21 protein-coding genes and 2 riboswitches are annotated in these 19384 nt (G+C 41.4%); of the genes, 10 read left to right on the forward strand and 11 right to left on the reverse strand.

What is annotated here, in order from left to right; translation table 11 throughout:
• Both AC1DVK_RS12315 and spx read right to left on the reverse strand, forming a co-directional pair.
• Positions 1–174: glutaredoxin domain-containing protein (locus tag AC1DVK_RS12315; RefSeq protein ID WP_477626613.1), on the reverse strand; the 174-nt coding region annotated here is incomplete at its 3' end.
• Positions 175–562: 388 nt separating this feature from the next.
• The gene (spx, locus tag AC1DVK_RS12320) at positions 563–958 is read right to left on the reverse strand and encodes a transcriptional regulator Spx (protein ID WP_284471583.1); all 396 of its coding nucleotides are present in this window, start codon (positions 956–958) and stop codon (positions 563–565) included.
• Between the two features lie 246 nt (positions 959–1204).
• On the opposite strand from spx, the gene modB reads away from it, so the two are divergent.
• Positions 1205–1858 (forward strand): molybdate ABC transporter permease subunit, encoded by a 654-nt coding sequence (modB, locus tag AC1DVK_RS12325; RefSeq protein WP_089363741.1) that lies wholly within the window; start codon positions 1205–1207, stop codon positions 1856–1858.
• On the opposite strand, the gene AC1DVK_RS12330 is transcribed toward modB, so the two are convergent.
• Positions 1820–2299 (reverse strand): GNAT family N-acetyltransferase, encoded by a 480-nt coding sequence (locus tag AC1DVK_RS12330; protein ID WP_250211813.1) that lies wholly within the window; start codon positions 2297–2299, stop codon positions 1820–1822. The two genes, modB and AC1DVK_RS12330, sit on opposite strands and share 39 nt — an antisense overlap.
• Before the next feature lie 116 nt (positions 2300–2415).
• Between AC1DVK_RS12330 and AC1DVK_RS12335 the strand changes: the two genes are divergently transcribed.
• A complete protein-coding gene (locus AC1DVK_RS12335; protein ID WP_089363742.1) occupies positions 2416–2907 on the forward strand; it encodes a hypothetical protein in 492 nt (163 codons plus the stop codon).
• Positions 2908–3105: 198 nt separating this feature from the next.
• Complete coding sequence (locus AC1DVK_RS12340; RefSeq protein WP_028393295.1) at positions 3106–3303, forward strand: cold-shock protein; 198 nt, start codon at positions 3106–3108, stop codon at positions 3301–3303.
• 68 nt (positions 3304–3371) lie between these two features.
• Here AC1DVK_RS12340 and AC1DVK_RS12345 read toward each other — a convergent pair whose 3' ends face one another.
• From AC1DVK_RS12345 to AC1DVK_RS12360, 4 genes are all read right to left on the reverse strand, one after another.
• Complete coding sequence (locus AC1DVK_RS12345) at positions 3372–3539, reverse strand: hypothetical protein (protein WP_477626577.1); 168 nt, start codon at positions 3537–3539, stop codon at positions 3372–3374.
• A 119-nt stretch (positions 3540–3658) separates the two neighbouring features.
• On the reverse strand, positions 3659–4078 hold the full coding sequence (locus tag AC1DVK_RS12350; RefSeq protein ID WP_061465985.1) for a flavodoxin domain-containing protein: 420 nt from the start codon (positions 4076–4078) through the stop codon (positions 3659–3661).
• Positions 4068–5120 (reverse strand): ribonucleotide-diphosphate reductase subunit beta, encoded by a 1053-nt coding sequence (locus tag AC1DVK_RS12355; protein WP_061461932.1) that lies wholly within the window; start codon positions 5118–5120, stop codon positions 4068–4070. The genes AC1DVK_RS12350 and AC1DVK_RS12355 overlap by 11 nt, the downstream gene beginning before the upstream one ends.
• 46 nt (positions 5121–5166) lie before the next feature.
• Positions 5167–7464 (reverse strand): ribonucleoside-diphosphate reductase subunit alpha, encoded by a 2298-nt coding sequence (locus AC1DVK_RS12360; protein WP_089363743.1) that lies wholly within the window; start codon positions 7462–7464, stop codon positions 5167–5169.
• A gap of 139 nt (positions 7465–7603) precedes the next feature.
• Positions 7604–7785: riboswitch (cobalamin riboswitch) on the reverse strand.
• A 293-nt stretch (positions 7786–8078) separates the two neighbouring features.
• Between AC1DVK_RS12360 and AC1DVK_RS12365 the strand changes: the two genes are divergently transcribed.
• Entirely contained in the window at positions 8079–9008 is a 930-nt protein-coding gene (locus tag AC1DVK_RS12365; protein ID WP_061461933.1) for a manganese-dependent inorganic pyrophosphatase, read from the forward strand.
• A 98-nt stretch (positions 9009–9106) separates the two neighbouring features.
• On the opposite strand, the gene AC1DVK_RS12370 is transcribed toward AC1DVK_RS12365, so the two are convergent.
• Positions 9107–9253 carry a hypothetical protein gene (locus tag AC1DVK_RS12370; RefSeq protein WP_155727240.1) on the reverse strand — a complete coding sequence of 49 codons (147 nt, stop codon included), beginning with the start codon at positions 9251–9253 and terminating at the stop codon, positions 9107–9109.
• An 85-nt stretch (positions 9254–9338) separates the two neighbouring features.
• Positions 9339–10796: a SulP family inorganic anion transporter gene (locus AC1DVK_RS12375; protein ID WP_089363744.1), complete on the reverse strand. Its 1458-nt coding sequence runs from the start codon at positions 10794–10796 to the stop codon at positions 9339–9341.
• Between the two features lie 353 nt (positions 10797–11149).
• Here AC1DVK_RS12375 and AC1DVK_RS12380 point away from each other — a divergent pair, with 353 nt between their 5' ends.
• Together AC1DVK_RS12380 and AC1DVK_RS12385 are read left to right on the forward strand one after the other, a co-directional pair.
• On the forward strand, positions 11150–11350 hold the full coding sequence (locus tag AC1DVK_RS12380) for a hypothetical protein (protein WP_477626578.1): 201 nt from the start codon (positions 11150–11152) through the stop codon (positions 11348–11350).
• A gap of 250 nt (positions 11351–11600) precedes the next feature.
• Positions 11601–11768 carry a helix-turn-helix domain-containing protein gene (locus AC1DVK_RS12385; protein ID WP_410861990.1) on the forward strand — a complete coding sequence of 56 codons (168 nt, stop codon included), beginning with the start codon at positions 11601–11603 and terminating at the stop codon, positions 11766–11768.
• A 473-nt stretch (positions 11769–12241) separates the two neighbouring features.
• Positions 12242–12332: riboswitch (cyclic di-GMP riboswitch) on the reverse strand.
• Positions 12333–12729: 397 nt separating this feature from the next.
• Here the strand turns inward: AC1DVK_RS12385 and AC1DVK_RS12390 are convergent.
• Positions 12730–13941: an MFS transporter gene (locus tag AC1DVK_RS12390; RefSeq protein WP_089363747.1), complete on the reverse strand. Its 1212-nt coding sequence runs from the start codon at positions 13939–13941 to the stop codon at positions 12730–12732.
• 213 nt (positions 13942–14154) lie between these two features.
• On the opposite strand from AC1DVK_RS12390, the gene AC1DVK_RS12395 reads away from it, so the two are divergent.
• Positions 14155–15462 (forward strand): CitMHS family transporter, encoded by a 1308-nt coding sequence (locus AC1DVK_RS12395; protein WP_477626579.1) that lies wholly within the window; start codon positions 14155–14157, stop codon positions 15460–15462.
• A gap of 169 nt (positions 15463–15631) precedes the next feature.
• Positions 15632–16264 (forward strand): superoxide dismutase family protein, encoded by a 633-nt coding sequence (locus tag AC1DVK_RS12400; protein WP_061461939.1) that lies wholly within the window; start codon positions 15632–15634, stop codon positions 16262–16264.
• 266 nt (positions 16265–16530) lie between these two features.
• On the opposite strand, the gene trhO is transcribed toward AC1DVK_RS12400, so the two are convergent.
• Positions 16531–17496, reverse strand: coding sequence for an oxygen-dependent tRNA uridine(34) hydroxylase TrhO (gene trhO, locus AC1DVK_RS12405; protein ID WP_061461940.1), 966 nt, complete (start codon positions 17494–17496; stop codon positions 16531–16533).
• Positions 17497–17638: 142 nt separating this feature from the next.
• Between trhO and AC1DVK_RS12410 the strand changes: the two genes are divergently transcribed.
• Both AC1DVK_RS12410 and AC1DVK_RS12415 read left to right on the forward strand, forming a co-directional pair.
• Entirely contained in the window at positions 17639–18655 is a 1017-nt protein-coding gene (locus AC1DVK_RS12410; protein WP_477626580.1) for a nitronate monooxygenase, read from the forward strand.
• Positions 18656–18672: 17 nt separating this feature from the next.
• Positions 18673–19128: a GNAT family N-acetyltransferase gene (locus tag AC1DVK_RS12415; RefSeq protein ID WP_089363786.1), complete on the forward strand. Its 456-nt coding sequence runs from the start codon at positions 18673–18675 to the stop codon at positions 19126–19128.
• The last annotated feature ends 256 nt before the right edge of the window (positions 19129–19384 follow it).

The following is a 19384-nucleotide window of genomic DNA, read 5'->3' on the forward strand; positions in this document are numbered from 1 at the left end:
TGAGATGATTTCATCTGTTCCGCCTTCCGTTTTACGTAAAATCTCTTTTATTTCTTCAATGGAAAGAGGTTGGGAATAAAGGTTGCGTTCATTGTAGGAAATTTCGTTTTTCTTAAGCCAAGCTTTTGCTTTACGACAGGCTAARCTGCTTGGAGTAGTATAAATTGTTACCATATAAAATCGACTCCTTCAAAGTGTTAATGTTTATGGAATGAAATTATTTTTGTGTATTTGTTATACTCATACTTTAACGTTTCTTTGTGTCAGCAATATGTYAAGAAAAATAAACTTRAAARTTATTTTAATTCCTGTACMTGAACAACAGTATGTGTTCGAACCRTTYTATCGRGGTGAARACAAAAAGYWKAAGRTACGYKGTTTAGGTYTRGGACTGCCRTTCAGYAAGATGCTAGCAAAAGCGCAAAAGTGAGATCTTGTGCGTAAGGAAAGCAATGAAAGAGGCGCCACCTTCACGTTCGTTATAGAGAAAGCGGATCAGATATAAAAAAGGGTTGTCCATTATCGGACAACCCTTTTTATGGCACTTGTACATGCTAACTGATTAAGCCAATTGGCTGATTGCATGCCATAACTGTACATGACGGACCTGCCTTGGAAGGAAACGTCCCATTTCTTCTTCGTTATATCCAGCATGCAAGTTCTTATAGTCGAAAATGATCGGACGGCGAAGTAAATCCGGGTTATCTTGAATAAGCTTGCAAAGATCATTAAGTGGTGTACTATTTATATCGATATTCAGGCTTTTGAATTTTTTGGAACGGGTTGAGATGATTTCATCTGTWCCGCCTTCCGTTTTACGTAAAATCTCTTTTATTTCTTCAATRGAAAGAGGTTGGGAATAWAGGTTGCGTTCATTGTAGGAAATTTCGTTTTTCTTAAGCCAAGCTTTTGCTTTACGACAGGCTAAACTGCTTGGAGTAGTATAAATTGTTACCATTTAAAATCGACTCCTTCAAAATTAAAAGTTTATTGGATGAAATTATTTTTATATTTGTGATACTCTTACTTTAACGTTCCTATGTGTCAGCAAGATGTCAAGAAAAATAAACTTAATAGTTATTTCAAAAGGAAAGGGAGAAAATGAAATGCAATCTGCCTTTAATGAAAAAAAAAACGATTCGGTAATATGGCCGATCAAGGACCTGCATAGGCTGATATTTTACATGGATGTGCGGATAATACCATGACAGGGGATTTTTGGTCACCTGTCAGGCTATCGATACAGGTGGCGGGACTAGCGGGTATCCTTGTTTTCATTTTAGGGATTATCCTGGCGCGAATGATGGCTAAAAAGCAATTCAGGGGAAGAGTCCTGTTGGAAACAGCATTTTTATTGCCGCTCGTTTTGCCACCTTCTGTCGTAGGTTTTTTATTGATTGTGATTTTTGGGAAGAATGGAATACCAGGCCAATTTATCGAAAGGGTTTTTGATCAGCCCTTAATGTTCACTTGGTGGGCGGCGGTTATTGCATCCACCGTGGTAGCTTTTCCGCTTATGTACCAATCCGCTAAAACAGGCTTTGAAGGTATTGATGAAGAAATCGAAAATGCAGCAAGAGTTGACGGGGCGGGCGAGTGGAGATTGTTCCTTTTTGTATCCCTTCCATTGGCAGTCAGATCCATCGTCACAGGAGCCATATTGAGTTCTGCACGTGCATTGGGGGAATTCGGGGCGACACTAATGTTTGCCGGAAACATCCCCGGACAGACACAAACCATACCAACCGCGATATATGTCGCCATGGACTCCGGGAATATGACATTGGCCTGGCTATGGGTTGCTGTGATCATCGTCATCTCATTCATGATGCTTTTTGTCGTGACGTACATAAAATGAATGCTGTTTCTCAAATATGCTTATGAAAAGATTAGGTGCGGCTTCTATGTCTTCTTTATGGGTAAAGCCGTTTTTTTCATATAGCTTCCGTGCAGGCAGGTTCATTTTACCGGTCGAAACGGATATCTTTTCCCAGCCGCCTTGTAATTGAAGGTCATTCAAAAGGGCATCCGCAATACCCTGACGAAAATAAGCGGGATGGACGATCATTCTGCAAATCCGCATTAGTCTATTTTCTATTGTATAGGATATCGCTCCAGCTAAGGCATCACCTTCTAAAAAGCATATGAACGATTCATTACAATGAATGAATTGTTCATATGTTTCCAATAAAGGAGGGATATCGGCAAAGCCGATCAAATCCGCTTCCACCGTATAGGATTTTTTTTGAAGTTTAAAAAGCTGCTGGCCAAAATCGGAATCCAAGTCCCGAATTTTCATGATCAAATCATATCACTTCCTTTCATTACATTATAAAGGAAGAGGGAGATTATTGTTTCTTATCAGTCTGTGTTATAATCGACAAACAATATGAACTAATGAAATGAGGAAGAAATTTGTTAACATTTGAAGAAAAATTGAGCATCATTGAAACTTTTCCGGAATTACAGCGAAAAGACGTTTCATTGGGGCGTGTGAATTTCCATTACCCAGAAAGTGTCCAGGAGAAAAAGATAGTCGTTCAGCATTTGCATCCCAATGGAAATGGATTCGTTTACGCTGGGCATATGAGAAAAAAAGATACTGACCGTAAAGGATTTATCAATATACGTGACTATAATGAAGCGGAATTAAAAGAATTGATTCAAAAAAGCATGGATTATCTTTCTGAACCTCCTGTTGAAATCGAAGAAGAGGAAAACGAGTTCGCTAGGTTGGAAGGAACATGGATTGGCCGTGAAAAGCAAGAGCTTTCACTTGAAAGGGAAGATCAGCTTTGGAACGTGTATTCAGGCTCGAATCTTGAGGAGTGTTTCGAGAGTCCAGTAGAGGCGGAGCGCTACTTATTGGACGAAGGTTTCCGTCAAAGCAAGAAGCGGAAAATGTAGAATTTTAGGATAATTTGTCGGTGGAATTACTGCGATAATCTTGTTTTTTTTGGATTTTCCATGATATAATATGAGTAATTATTTTTGTTCGGAATAAGTTTGATAGAAGGATTTACTGTTATAGGATTCCTCTTGAAACATTATCCAGAACCAAAAATAGTAATAAAATGGATTTTTCCAAACACAGGAGGAACTATCATGGTACAAGGTAAAGTAAAATGGTTTAACGCAGAAAAAGGTTTCGGTTTCATCGAAGTTGAAGGCCAAGACGATGTATTCGTACATTTCTCAGCTATCCAAGGCGAAGGCTTCAAAACTCTTGAAGAAGGCCAAGAAGTTTCTTTCGAAATCGAGCAAGGCGCTCGTGGACCACAAGCAGCTAACGTTCAAAAATAATTGAACACATATAAAAAAAGACTCCGATACTGGAGTCTTTTTATTTTCCCCTGTAAGGGAAACCACGTTTATTCTTCTTTTTTTTCGGCCATTTCCCTTAATGCTTTGTCCAATTTTTCCTCGATCCGTTTAGAACGATTAAAATGCCCTGCCAGGTAAAAAACGATGAATATAACGAATACGACAAGCACTAGCATAAACAGGATAGGCAGGAACTGGGTTAAATTTTCAGTCATTGGATATTATCCCCTTTTTATTCCATTATACTTCATGCTTACCGCTGCTATGATATAGGGAGACAAATTTTTAAAAAAATACTAAAAGGTGATATGCGAAAACGCATATCACCTTTTAGTCAGTTCTGGAATAGCGAGGCGAACTTTTGAAGTCTGGGCAAGTCTGATTCTTGATACATCTGTTCTATCTTCAATGTCACCAATAACTGGCTTTTGGCGAATAACATGTCCCGGAAATGATCGACCGCTCCACAAAAATGATTATAGTTGGTTTCACCAGTGCCGAAGACTCCCGTTTTCAGATGAGCAATAGGCAACTGTTCCAGTTCTTTGTAAAGGGCTGCTGATTTGGCAGGAAGCTCCCCATTTCCCCATGTATAGGTACCGACGATCAATGCATCGTAATCGGGCAATGTACCTAAATCGAATTCATGCAGTTGATATAGTCCAGCTCCAGGTAATAGGGAAGCGATGGCTTCAGCAAGAGCTTTTGTATTTCCTCCGGCAGAATGATAGACAATGGCAACTTTATAGCTCATCGAATCCATTGCTGGCATTTACTTGACTGTAGGTCCTTGACTTCTGTTCGAAGAAATCGGTTTTGGTAAGGCCGATGGATTCATCATCGAACGTTTTGATCCAAGGCATCGGGTTTTCACTATACTCTTTATACAAGTTTTCAAGGCCTAGCATGCGAAGCCGTTTGTTGGCGATATATTCGATGTATTCATTGAACTCTTCCAAATCGAGGTCGGCTTTGGTTTGGATATCTTCAAGCATATACTCAGACCATTCCTTTTCGAGTTCGACGGCTTTTTCAATCGTTTTATAGATGAATTTCGTGTTTTCTTCATTATTTAACTCTGGATATTCATACATCAAGATTTGAACGAGCATTCCAATGAAATCGAAATGGACCATTTCATCGCGATGGATATAGGATATCATCGTCGCCGAGCCGGTCATAAGGTTCTGGCGTCCTAAATTATAATAGAAGGCGAAAGCCAGATAGAAATAAATCCCTTCGAGGTTCGTTGAATGGATCAGTGCCTCGAATAAATGCTGAGGGCTTGGATCGTCCACAAACTTTTGATAGGCATCCACGATCGGTTGATTACGCTTAATCACTTCCGGATGTTCTTTAATGCGGTCGAAAAGCTGTTTTTGCTTGCCTACCGGTATCAGGGAAGCAAGGATATAGGAATAGGATTCATTATGGATGGATTCCTGCTGGGCCATGTTTGCCAGGATAGCTTTTGCCGCAGGATCCTTTATATACCGAAGGATTTCTACTAAAGTAGGCGTTTGTAGACTGTCCATTCCAGCAATCATCGTAAGGATATCAAGAAAAGCGTCCTGGATATCTTCGTCCAATTCTCCCCACTGCTTTTTATCCTGAATCATGTTCACGCTTGAAGGCTTCCAAAAGTTATTGATGAGCTGTGTATAGGTATCATAGAATTTCTCATACTGAATATCGTTCCAAAGGAGAAAGCCTGAAGCTTCTCCTTTGAAAACACCGGTCGCTTTAGTTGGATGCGTTGGTTCCAGCATCCGGATCTTTTTTATATGATTGGTCATTCGTGAAAACTCCTTTAAGAATAGATTACTAAGGGTTTGATCGTCGTTAACTAGAACAGCTTTCGCAGGCATTGTCATATTCGGAAGAAGTCGAACGAACATAATACGTTGATTTCAACCCGGATTCCCACGCCGTTAAATGGATATCCAATAGGACCTTCGCTTTGATTGTGTTGTGTACATACAGATTAAAGCTGATTGCTTGGTCAATATGGCGTTGGCGGGCTGCATTTTGCCTGATGCTCTCCAGTTGGTCCAAATTAAAGCGGGTCTTTTTATAATATTCATACGTATTTGGCGTCAATCCTGGTGCGGTCACCTTGAATTTGAAGTTTTTCTTTTCCTCGTAAAATTCAATTTCATACAAAGGATCGATTCCATCCGTTGAATTACCGATTTTAGCAGTCGATGAATTGGGGGCAATAGCCATTAAATATCCATTACGGGTACCGTGCTCCTGCACATCTGCTTTTAAATCCATCCATTTTTGATCTGTATAGTCACGAAGTTCGAAATATTCCCCTGTATGCCAATCGGATCCTTCGAAATATGGGTATGATCCCTTTTCCTTGGCCAACTCGTTGGATGCTTTGATTGTTAAGTAAGCGATCTTTTCGTATAAAGCATCGGCATAGTGAACAGCCTCATCCGATTCCCAATAAATATTCTGAGTGGCAAGTAAATGATGCCATCCAAACGTTCCTAGACCAATTGCCCGGTAACGTTTGTTCGAGATGGATGCTTGCTTGACCGGAAGATTATTGACATCAATGACGTTATCCAGCATCCGGATCTGAATGGGAATTAACCTCTCCAAAACATCGCTGCTCACCGCACGGGGCAAGTTAATGGATGATAGGTTGCAGACAACGAAATCGCCGCTTTTACGGACCACAACGACATCTCCATCTTCTGTTTCATATTCATCCGTGATCGTCGAAGGGCTTAAGTTTTGAGCAATCTCCGTACAAAGGTTAGAACAATAAATCATGCCTTTATGTTTATTCGGATTCTTCCGGTTCACTTCATCGCGGTAGAACATATATGGTACGCCTTCTTCTAATTGAGAAATCATGATGCTTTTCATGATGTCCATCGCATTGATTTTTTCAAAGCTATAGTTTGGAAGTGTACCGTTTTCTGCGGCCTCGACAGCAAGTGCATAATGATTCCTGAAGCTTCCTTCGCCTTTCTTCTCGTCATAAAGATCTTCAAGTGAGAATCCAAGGGTTTGTTTGATGGTATGCGGATCGAAAAGATACCATTCTTTTCTGTCGCGTACAGCCTCCATGAACAAATCAGGAATACATACACCTGTAAAAATATCATGGGCTTTTAATCTGTCATCCCCGTTTTGGGTCTTCAAATCAAGAAAGCTCATAATATCTTTATGCCAGGCATCCAAGTAAATCGCGATGGCACCTTTACGTTGCCCCAATTGATCGACACTGACAGCTGTCTGGTTGAATAGCCGGATCCAGGGAGTCGTGCCGGAACTGTTTCCAGAGAAACCTCGGATATCAGAACCAAGCGAACGAATCTTACCAACGTAAAGACCTACACCGCCGCCGAATTTTGATACTTTTGCAGCATCGTAGTTAGATAGATAGATGCCGTCAATGGAATCCTCAATTGCGTCGATAAAACAAGAGCTTAACTGTCCATGCGTTTTACCTGCATTGGATAGAGTAGGCGTCGCAACAGTCATATAAAGGTTGGACATAGCCCAGTAAGCTTCTTTTATTAGTTGAAGACGATGCTCCGTTTTTTCCATTCGCATGATTTCCATCGCGATGATCATGAAGCGCTCTTGAGGCAGTTCGTAGACCTTGTCTTTTTTTGGGCGGGCTAGGTAGCGATCGTTTAATAAGTAAATGCCTATGTAAGAAAATAATTTATCCTTTTCCGGGTCGATCACCGAACCCAATTCCTCAATTTCCGCTTTCGTATAAGAAGCTAGCAGTTCTGATTTATAAATGGGATAACGCTGGCCTTCTGAAAGTTGCGAGAGTTCCGTGATCAGTTCATAGAATGGGCCATAACTCATGCCTTCATAACCTCGATTTGCCTGTGCATCCCTATACATCGTATTCAATAGTTCTGCTGCAGCAACGAACGTCCAATCGGGAGCATCTATATCCACACTTTCAAGAGCGAGCTGAATCAGTTTTTTTGATGCCTGTTCATCGGTTGAGTCACTTTTGCGATCAAGCCATTTTATAAAACGCTTTTTGAACTTTTCCATATCGAGACGGCCTTCGAATTCCTTTGATAACATCTCAAGCTGGATTGAATTCGTTTCGGTGTCATTTTCGCTTATGGTAGAGTTATATGTTTGAGTCATTAATAATCCTCCTTGTAAACTTCCGCTAAAATAAAAAAACCGCCCAAATGGATTGAGCGGATCAAACGATAGAATAAAAGAACCATGAAAAAATAGCCATTATACTATCGTTTCATCATCTCAATCCCCGAAGAATAAGAAACATGAAAAAATCAAGGCAGGTCTCCTGACTCATGATCATCCTACTTTGAGTCCTTCCCGTATAGAGAGAGCTATACAGTGGTTTCTCATTTCGTCACATTTACAGTTGCGGGGACAGTTCCGGGTTTACACCGGATTCCCTTTTCAGCCATCACTGGCACCTTGGATTATAAAATATTCTATATATAGTTATTAGTATTGTTTGTGTAATCAATATCTAGTATTTCTGCTTATATTATCGTAAGCCATATACGATGATAATTCAACTAATATATTTGAGAAAAACCAACCCTTATCTATTGACAAAGTGAAGGTAGAGGGATTGAGAATGAAAGATTTTATTGGGGAATGGGTAATTCGAGCACTGAATTTACGGGATTTTGTGTTAAAATAAAGTGTATAGTAAAGGTGGGTCTCCCTTATTGCGATGAGGGGATTCGCGGAAAAATATTTATGAAAAAGGGGTTAAAATCTTGGAAAAAGTATTAGTTTTTGGACATAAAAACCCGGATACAGACACAATCTGTTCAGCAATCGCTTATGCAGATCTTAAAAAGCAACTAGGTATCAACGCTGAACCAGTTCGTCTGGGTGAAGTGAATGGTGAAACTCAATATGCGTTGGACCAATTCAAATTCGAAGCTCCCCGCCTTGTGGAAAAAGTGGCAGGGGAAGCGGATGGCGTGATTCTGGTCGACCACAACGAACGCCAGCAAAGTGCAGAAGATATTGACCAAGTCCGTGTGTTGGAAGTTATCGACCATCACCGTATCGCTAACTTTGAAACAAGCGATCCTTTATATTACCGTGCGGAGCCAGTTGGCTGTACGGCAACGATTTTAAATAAAATCTATAAAGAAAACGGCATTGAAGTCCCTAAAGCGATCGCCGGACTTATGCTATCTGCCATAATTTCCGATTCTTTATTGTTCAAATCCCCGACATGCACAGAGCAAGACGTTGCAGCAGCTATGGAACTGGCTGATATTGCGGGAGTAAACGCTGAAACATATGGCTTGGAAATGTTGAAGGCGGGAGCTGACTTGAGCGACAAGACGATTGCCCAGTTAATCACTCTTGATGCAAAAGAATTCTCCATGGGAATGGCTAAAGTTGAGATAGCTCAGGTCAATGCTGTAGATCCGAACGAAGTTCTTGCTAAGCAAGCTGAAATAGAAGCAGCCATTGAATCGGTCATCGCTGTGAAGGAATTGGATTTATTCCTATTCGTCGTAACGGATATCTTGACCAATGATTCTGTGGCCTTGGCTCTTGGAAAAGCGGCTGATGCAGTGGAAAAGGCATATGACGTTTCATTAAACAATAACATTGCCGTCTTAGAGGGCGTTGTATCGCGTAAAAAACAAATCGTTCCGGTTTTAACGGACGTATTCAGTAAATAATATTGGAAAAGGGGTGCCCATTCAATACTTTGGGCCCCCTTTTCTGTACATCAAAAAAAGACTCAACCATCCATTTAAAGGTGTTTGAGTCTTTTTTTTTAATTTAAGGTTTCCTTTTCTTTTTCATAGGCGATGACAATCAGTTCTTTATTGGCTTCCTCGCCAAGTTTGCTTTCAAAGCTTTTCAGTTCATTCAATAAATCTGGTGACAGATTCGCTGCTGTATAATCCTGATCGGATGTCATGCTTTTCGCTCCTTTCAAAAGGAAATATTTCATGTTATCTATTTTGTCGGTTTGAAAAGTTTCTATTCAGCAGAATTATACTTTTTCAAGATATTTTACTTTCTGAGGTGGCGAGTTTTTCAAGCAATAACGAACTCTCCTCGTCCAGGCCTTGCACCTGGACAGGTGTACCCTGAAACTGATATTTAAGGACAACCGTATCAACAGCACCGACTGCAGAAGCATCCCATATTTTAGAATGGGAAAAATCGATGATGACCGTTTCGGCTTTTTCCTTGAAATCGAACTTAGAAACAAAGTCCTGAACCGAAGCGAAAAATATTTGTCCGCTGATACGATAAATGATTTTCTTAGCATGGATGTCTTCCGTTTTCTCAACAGCCACTTTAGAAATTTTAGCCGAGAAGAAAATCATGCTCAAGAGCACTCCAGCAAATACCCCTTTAGATAAGTCATGTGTATAAAGAACAATGAGGACCGTCACGATCATCACTGCTGCATCCGTCTTTGGAGCTTTAGTGAGCCGCTTTAGGGAAGACCAGTCAAAGGTCCCGATTGAAACCATGATCATGACTGCGACAAGGGCAGCCATCGGTATTTTAACAAGGACATCATTCAATACCACGATTAATACCATAAGAAATGCGCCAGCTACAAAAGTGGAAAGCCGGCCCCTTCCTCCCGATTTAATGTTGATACCGGATTGGCCGATCATCGCACATCCTGCCATTCCGCCAAAACATCCGGCAATGATATTCGAAATTCCTTGGCCTTTGGCTTCCTTATTTTTATTACTGTCCGTGTCAGTCATCTCATCGACTATTTGAGCGGTCAATAATGATTCAAGCAACCCGACAAACGCAAGGGCTATGGAATAAGGGAAAATGATCGCCAAAGTTTCGAAGGTCAAAGGGATGTCTGGAAGCATGAACATCGGAAGGGCTTCAGTCAATTGCCCCATATCCCCAACCGTACGCACCGTAGCTCCCGTGGTAACTGCAACGATTGTCATGAATATGATGGCGACAAGTGGTGAAGGTATGACTTTCGTGATCAGCGGAAAAAGATAAATGATAGCTAATGAAATGGCTGTCATGAGATACATGATCCATGATTCGCCCACGAAATGGGTAAGCTGTGCCGTGAAAATCAAGATGGCTAGAGAATTCACAAAACCAGTCATGACCGGCTTCGGGATGAACTTCATTAATTTCCCGATTTTTAAAACCCCTAGTAAAATTTGCAGCAAACCAGTCAATATAGTTGCAGCAAGTAAATAGTTCAAGCCGTGATCTTTAACAAGATCGACCATTACGAGTGCCATTGCTCCAGTGGCAGCCGATATCATTCCCGGCCTTCCGCCGAAAAATGAGATGGCGATGGCAATGCAGAATGAGGCATATAGACCTACCATTGGGTCAACACCAGCAATGATCGAAAAGGCAATCGCCTCTGGAATCAATGCCAAGGCAACGACAATTCCGGAAAGAACATCCCCCCGTACGTTACCGAACCATTCCTGTTTGTATGCTGATGTATTCAAAGAAACACTCCTTCTTTCTTTTATATATGTGTGTTACTTTCATTGTTAACGCACTAAATTATAGCATGTGACCTTCTTTCTATCTATATGGATATTTCCAGGACTATTCATGCCTAAAGAAGGAAGCATTGGTGCAAAAAGTGCTTGAGCTATCATGTGGGGGGACCAGGGCTGAAGATGCCTCGATTTATCTATACGAAGGATCGGTAAACTATGTTTGTTTACAAAGCCCTTCGATAGGATCCCCAAAACTTTAGTAAACGATTACGGTAATGGGGGGAGAATGAATTACATGCCTATTTTCCTTTCACTGAAAAATCGGGTGGGTTTCAGTTGCCGGTTCTGTTGGTAGTGTGTCTCAAGACTGCGGAAATGATTTACATTGGGGCGAGTCACTGCCTAACCATCTGAACCTGATTGTAAGGCAGGCAGAAAAAGCCTTGGAATGGGATCATATGAAAGAACAACTGTATCTTAATAAAGAAATCATCATGACTAAAAGCGATGATATAATGGTATCCGTGGAAGGGAAAGTGAACTCGCACCCCGTATAGGAGGAGATATAGCATTATCTTAATGGACAGCTATTTTCAATAAGCTTTCCTTGGCGCTACATATTGGGATGGGCACCACCATTAAGCTGGAGGATTATTATTAGGTCTATAAACAGGGCATGCATGCTTATAAATTCAGCAGAACTGGATTTCCAAAAAAATAGCTTGGCCATTTTTGACGAATTGGGCTCTTACAAGCTCTTGGATAATTTGAAAGACCCTGCACATGCCGAAGGGGGGAGCAAATCTGATGGGTACATTAAGTGTCTACCTATTCAATAACGGTAATTCAAAAATACTATCGATTTCACTTTTCAAACACCGCAGTGCATTGCGTTACCGAATGGAACGGATCCATGACATTCCGGACATGGTTTTAGAAGATGCAGAAAACACGATTGAATCTGATGATTGCTGATAAACTGCACCGTTTATACCAATCGAGCCAATTATAGTCCGACCGTACACCTTTTAAGACAATGATAAAAGTCCTTGAAGGATCTTTTTTTATGTCGTTTTGTGCCTTAACTTGATTAGGCATAAAGTAAGGAAGCTTTACTTACCGGAACGATATTTTCCCTTTCACCTACTTCGTAGAGGGCAGTGTTAAGTGGCTATTCCTTATCAAGGATACTGGATTTACACTTTGGACATGTCACTTCTTTATAATGCTTGAACCTGATCTTTCGAAGGTCGCTTCTTGTCAACGTTGCGAATACATTATATCTTGTGCCGCATGCACATGTATTTTTATCTTTAACTATGTGTCTCTCATCCGTAGCAGCTGAATAAATGGTTGGAAAAAACATATATAACCCTCTTTTTTAAAATTTTTAGGCAAATTAAAAAGGGGCACGAAATAAATGATTAAGCGATTTAATCAAGATAAATCATGGCGGCCCGGCTGCCATGACAACTAAGTTGTTGGTTTAGGCCCGTGGCTTTGCGTCTTTTACTTTCATAAAATTTGCCTAAAATAATCTTAACATAAAATTGAAGTGCAGAAAAAATACTTATCAGTTTATGGGTGGGTATGATGATATTAAAGTGGTTAGCCTAAAGCTATGACCTTCAGGAAGTTTGATTCATTTCTTTGGAACCTATCTTTACAAAGCATGTTATTTAACTGATAGGCTTGAAAGTGCACTCGCTTCAAATCCTTTTCTGGTTTCCTTCGATGATTCCGCATTCACAATAACTCTGATGTTTGATGATACGTATTTTTGAATAAAGTAGTCGATCTCGGCATCACTGCCTTAATCGGGATCCGACCGAAACAAGATCCAGCTTCAGATGTATCTGGCAATACGGCTGTATATGCGTTAAACAGATAAAAACCTGACTTCCATCTGGAAGCAGGTTTTCTCGCCCGAATTTGATTAATGTGATCTGGCCAACTCCGGATTGCGGTGCATCGCGTAATAGAGGACCAGGCCAGCGATAAGGAGCAAGGTACTGGTCGTGATGAAAACAGCGGAGAATCCATAGAAACCAGCTACCATACCGCCCATTGCAGGTCCGATGATATTGCCTAAAAAGCGCAGGCTCGTATTGTACCCAAGTACTTCCCCCTGCATTGCGACCGGCGCTTCTTGGCGAATGTAGGCAATCCTTACAGGGATGATGCCGCCTATTGCCATGCCCAGTATGAAACGTACAAAAACAAGCTGCCAAAAATGATTGATGAAGGCACCAGGCAAGTAGACAGTGGCAGTAAGAAAAAGAAGCAGCACAAGAATCTTCACATGTCCATGCCGATCACCTATCTTGCCCCAGTGACGCGCCATCAATAAATTCCCTAGGCCTGCCGCAGAAAAGGCGATACCTGAATAAAATCCAAGATTGGAAGTTCCATGCAGCTCGCCAACGTATAAAGAAAGAATGGGCTGGATGCTGAAGTGGGCTACTTGAACAAGGGTCGAAATGAGCATGACATTCACTAGGATCGGGTTCCGCATGATATGCGAGAGAACCTCCTTGCTTGTATAGCTCGACTTTGTTCCCTTTTGCCGTTCCATTTGATACTCCTTGGTTGCAAAAACAAGAAGTCCAGAGATGAAAATGGTGATAGAGGTGAATTTAAAGGCGGTTGAATAGCCGAGTGTGTCTGCAAGAATGCCGCCAAGCAATGGTCCGAAAAGTGAACCAGTTATATTTCCAGTTTGCAGTGTTCCCAGTACGCGTCCGGCAATCTCTTTCGGAGTCTGCGTTGATATGAAGGCCTGTGACATGGAAATGAAGCCAGTGAATATTCCCGTGAACATCCTTAAGACGAAAAGCTGCCAAACATTTTCAACGAATCCCATCAAGAAAATGGACAGTCCCATCCCAAAGGCACAGGCAATCAAGATTTTCTTTCTGCCATACCGGTCGCCAATCCGTCCCCAAATAGGAGAAAATAAAAAGGCAGTCACAAAGGTGATACCAAATGTCCATCCGGACCAATGCTGGATATATTGGGTCGAATAATCCCCGAATGTACCAATGTATAAAGATATGAATGGAAGAACCATTGTCATGCTTCCGCCTATGAAGAAGTTGGCGAACCACATGATGAAAAGATTCCGTTTAGCTATTTTATGAGCATTCATTTTACATGCAACACTTCTTTCCTTCGAAAAAAATTTCGGGTTCCTAAATAATAGTATACAGAAATTAACTAATTTATTAAATGAATTTGATTTTTGCTTATAAAAACTGGTTTTTTAATGAATGTGCAAATGGTATAATTTGAAAATATTGATTTTTCCGAAAAATTAGATAAAATGAAAGGCGTTCATTTTCAAATTAAAGGAGTTTTTTACATGTTGACTATTTTAGGATTTAGCATGATTTTAACGTTTTTGGTATTAGTCATCACAAAGCGTCTATCCGTAGTCGTCGCTTTTATCCTCACGGCGATTGCTTTTGGTGTGATTGGCGGGTTTGCATCTGAAATGGGGGATATGATGGTGGCAGGTATTTTAAAGGTAACACCAACAGCAGTCATGATCGTTTTTGCTATTTTATATTTTGGATTAATGATTGACGTTGGTTTATTCGAGCCCATGATCGCTAAAATACTGAGTTTTGTAAAAGGCGACCCGCTAAAGGTTGTCATGGCAACTGCCATAATAACCATGTTGGTAGGTTTGGATGGGGATGGTTCTTCTACATTCATGATCACCGTTTCCGCCATGCTGCCGCTTTATATGAAATTAGGAATGAATAGACTCGTATTGGCCTGTGTCGTTGGTTTAGGCGCGGGGGTCATGAATATGATTCCTTGGGGAGGACCTTTGGTGAGAGCGGCCGCGAGCCTTCAAGTTCAAGTATCGGAGTTATTCATTCCTCTCATTCCAGTCATGATTTGCGGGCTTTTATGGACACTTTTTTCGGCATATGTACTTGGCAAAAAGGAAAGAGAGAGATTAGGAGTCAGGTCGATGGGAAGGACCATGCCACCTGGTATGAGTGAACAGGCTGCAGCCGCTGAAACCACACCTGAAGGAACATCCAAGTTATTTTGGTTTAATTGGCTCTTGACGATTTTACTGATGGTATTGCTGGTGATGGAATTGCTGCCAATCCAAATCCTATTTGCCTCCGCTTTTGCTATTGCGTTATTGGTTAACTTTCCGAACCCACAAGAACAGCAGGAAAGGATTTTAAGTCATGCCAATAGTTTCGTAATGATCTGTACACTCATTTTTGCTGCAGGGATATTTACGGGTGTATTCACAGAAACGAAGATGATGGACTCGATGGCCGCTTCAATTGTAACCGTCATTCCGGATTGGCTTGGGGCACATTTGCCACTGGTCGTAGCGCTTTCGAGCATTCCGATGGGGTTCATTTTTTCACCTGATGCCTATTACTTTGGCATTCTGCCGATTATCAGTGAAACGGCATCGAACTTCGGTATTGCCCCTGTTGAAATCGGAAGGGCGGCTTTATTAGGTCATTCAACCACAGGATTCCCATTATCGCCATTGGTGCCTGCCACATTCATATTGATTGGTCTTGTAGGGGTGGATTTTGGGGATCACCAAAAATTCCTGTTTAAATGGGCGTTTGGGACAACCATCATCATGACGATTGCAGCCATTGCTTTCGGTGTCATCACTTTGTAATATGTGAGCCCATTAAGCTATAATATAAGATCCTTGTCTGTGAATTTAGTAAGAGGTTCTGCTCGCTGGTATAATCTATTTTCCTATTTATCCCGCTTTCTGTTTATTTTTCCATAATAGTGGTAAATAATAAGAGGAATATACATATAAGAGAGTGAGGGGATTTATCATGAACTATAAGCAAAAATTTGTGCTGCCTATGTGTGCTGCCTTTTTACTGTATGGATGTAATTCAGCGGATGATTCAAATCAGGGCGACAAAAATGCCGAAGATATGAATACAGTGGGACAAGGAACAGATACAGAGATGGATCCGCAGGTGAAAGCAGAAGTTAAAGATATAAAAGGTAAAACCCTTGGTACTGTAAACTTTTCCGCGGAAGAGAATGCTGTGGTGATCGAGACCACTTTGGAAGGCCTTGAGCCAGGCTATCATGGATTCCATATTCACGAAAACGCAACATGTGACGCACGTGCTAAGGAAGGCCCTTTCACTACAGCGGGAGGACACTTCAATCCAACTGATGAAACGCACTCGAATCATGCAGGGGACATGCCCCCTCTCTATGTAAAAGAAGATGGGACAGCAAAATATACGGCAACATTGGATAACATGACAATAGACCAACTGAAGAAAGAAGAGTTGGCTGTCATCGTTCATGCAAATCCTGACAACTTTGCCAATATTCCTGATCGTTATGAAGCCAGTGGAGAAAAAGGATCTGATGGAGATACATTGAAAACTGGTGATGCGGGCGATAGACAAGCTTGCGGAATTGTTGTGAGTGCAGAGGCAAACTGAAATTATTGATGCAGGAGCGATTCCTTTTAAGAGGAATCGCTTTTTTCATGAAGGGACAATCATGAAAAAGCTTTAGAAGTTAGCGGATTGATTCTTTCTTTTGCTTATAAAGAAGGTTTTTTCTATTTTGATATAGAAGTAAGAATGTAAGTAATTTTCCGGTTTGGGCAGTTTTGAAAGTTAACAAGTTTAATCTTCGGAAAATTGGATATAGGCTATAAAAAAACCCGAATAGGGATCATGTCCACTGATTCGGGTTTGCTTAATCATTTTGCCGTGAAGGTTTCTTCGATTTGCTGTAATCTCTCAGATACTTCTTCTTCAGAAAGGTTATGCTCGACTACATAGCGGTTACGTGGATGCACTCGGCATTCGTGAGTGCAGCTGCGCATATGTTTGTGTTCGTTCTCTTCACTGCATAGGATTTTCTTGTTGCATTCAGGGTTAGCGCAATTGACATAGCGTTCACAAGGCTCGCCGGAGTAAATGTCGCGTCCGACAATGACGTGTTCCTTTTGGTTGATGGGTACGGCAATTCTTTCATCGAATACATACATTTGTCCATCCCAAAGGTCACCTTGGACTTCGGGATCCTTCCCGTATGTTGCGATGCCGCCATGAAGCTGGCTAACATCCTCAAAGCCTTCTTCGACAAGCCAGCCTGAGAATTTCTCACAGCGGATACCGCCTGTGCAATACGTAAGGATTTTTTTGCCTTCGAACATTTGTTTATTTTCACGGACCCAATCCGGAAGTTCGCGGAAATTTGTGATTTCCGGCTTGATTGCACCCCTGAAATGTCCTAAATCAAATTCATAGTCATTTCTGGCATCAAGGACGATAGTATTTTCATCTTGCATTTGCTCGAAGAACTCCTTCGGGCTCAAGTATTGGCCTGTCGTCCGGTTCGGGTTGATGTCATCTTCCAGACGAAGCGTGACAAGTTCATTTTTCGGACGAACATGCATTTTTTTGAAAGCATGTCCATCAGCTTCATCTATTTTAAACACGATATCGGCAAAGCGGGAATCGCTTTTCATCATGTCCATATATTGGTTGGTTTGCTCGATCGTACCTGAAACAGTTCCGTTGATACCTTCTGAGGCGACCAGAATACGACCTTTCAATTCAAGTGCTTTACATGCCGCAAGATGCTCGGCTGCAAATTCTTCGTGATTCTCGATAGGTACATACAAATAATAAAGTAATACTCTATATGGTTTTGTTTCCATTTTTTAATTACCACCTATGTTTTATATTTGCAAGATATAAAGGGTGATCATTTAGACACTTATCTCTTACAGATAATCATTATATCAAGAAAACGTAAAAATGATAAGGGCATGAGTAAAAATCAAAAGGGAGTTGTGTGGAATGTTCAAAGATTTACTGAGATATCCAATCATTCAAGCACCGATGGCAGGAGGAGCCTCCACTCCACGGCTTGCGGCTTCAGTATCCAATGCGGGAGGATTGGGATTTCTTGCCGCTGGCTATAAGAGTGCAGAACAGATGAAAGACGAGATAGGGCAGACTCGTAACTTGACCCAGCGCCCATTTGGCGTGAATGTATTTGTTCCAGGTAACGAAGTGGTGGATGAAACTTTATTATTTGCCTATCGTGAAAAAATTGAAAAGGAGGCCAAGAATGTAGGGGTTGAGATTGGAAAAGCCGATAGTGATGATGATGATTGGGAAAATAAACTAACTGCATTAAAAGAGGCTCGGGTCGATGTCGTCAGCTTTACGTTTGGTTGTCCTGCGGAAGATGTAATAAGGGAGCTCCAAAGCGTTGGTTCCCTTATTGTCGTGACAGTAACCAACCTTCAGGAAGCAAAAAGGGCGGCGGGTGCAGGTGCGGATGTTCTATGTGTACAGGGGATTGAGGCAGGAGGGCATCGAGCCAGCTTCGAAAACGGCACGGAAGACGATTACGGTCTTTTAGTATTAATACGGATGATTGAAAATGAACTGAAGTTACCAATCATTGCAGCGGGTGGACTGATGCATGGAAAGGATATCGCTGCTGTGCTTGCAGCGGGAGCGACAGCCGCACAATTGGGAACAGCTTTCCTTCGCTGTCCCGAAAGCGGGGCAAGTCCCGTCCATAAGGCAGCTCTCGGAAATCCCCGTTTTACCCAGACCTCAGTTACCCGCGCCTTCAGCGGCCGGAGGGCACGCGGGTTGGTGAATCACTTTTTAAGGGAATATGATAGCATTGCACCCGTCGCATATCCTTATGTCCATCACATGACACAGCAAATGCGAAAAGCGGCGGGACAAAAAAACAATCCTGAATTGATGGCTTTGTGGGCAGGGCAAGGGTATAAGTTGAGCAGGGAACTTCCGGCAGCAGAATTGATGGAACTTCTTTTAGAAGAACTAAAATGAGAAGGGTTTGTATGGGGATGAAGATAAGGGGATTATTGGTGGATGAGTCACCGCCGATGCATTTGTTGCTTTTGGCTGATCCTTCAAGGAAATTGGTAAAAGCATACTTGGGAAGTGGGACGTGCTTTGTTGCCGAGATGGATAAGCGAATCATCGGAGTTTATGTTTTGCTGCAAAAAGGTCCTGAATTGATAGAGATAATGAACATCGCAGTGGATGAACGGCATCATGGAAGAGGAATCGGAAAGCAATTGATTGAACACGCCATAAGCCATGCAAGGGAACAAGGTTATAAAACGATTGAAATCGGCACGGGAAATTCGGGGATAGGGCAGCTTGCCCTTTACCAAAAATGCGGTTTTAGAATAACTGGGGTCGATCGCGATTTTTTTAATAGAAACTATTCCGAGGCCATTTATGAAAATGGGATTCAGTGTCAGGATATGATTCGATTGTCACAAAGTTTAGACTAAGCAATGATCATCCAAGTTTGACGAAAAAGCTTTACAGACAAAAATGCGCGTCGCATTGCTTAGAGGGAATGAACTTGTTCGTTGGAGATATGATTTATCTTCTTTTTACTTTACTATGTTTTTATTTGCGATTGACGTTTTCATATTCATTCGATCAACAAAAAGGCAAAAGGATTCATTAACTAAAATTGAATCGGGTCATAAAGATTCACCTGAAAAATAACAGCAAGAGAAAAAGAGTGTCCCAAAAATAAGC

It is taken from the genome of Peribacillus sp. P4_B1, assembly GCF_056402395.1.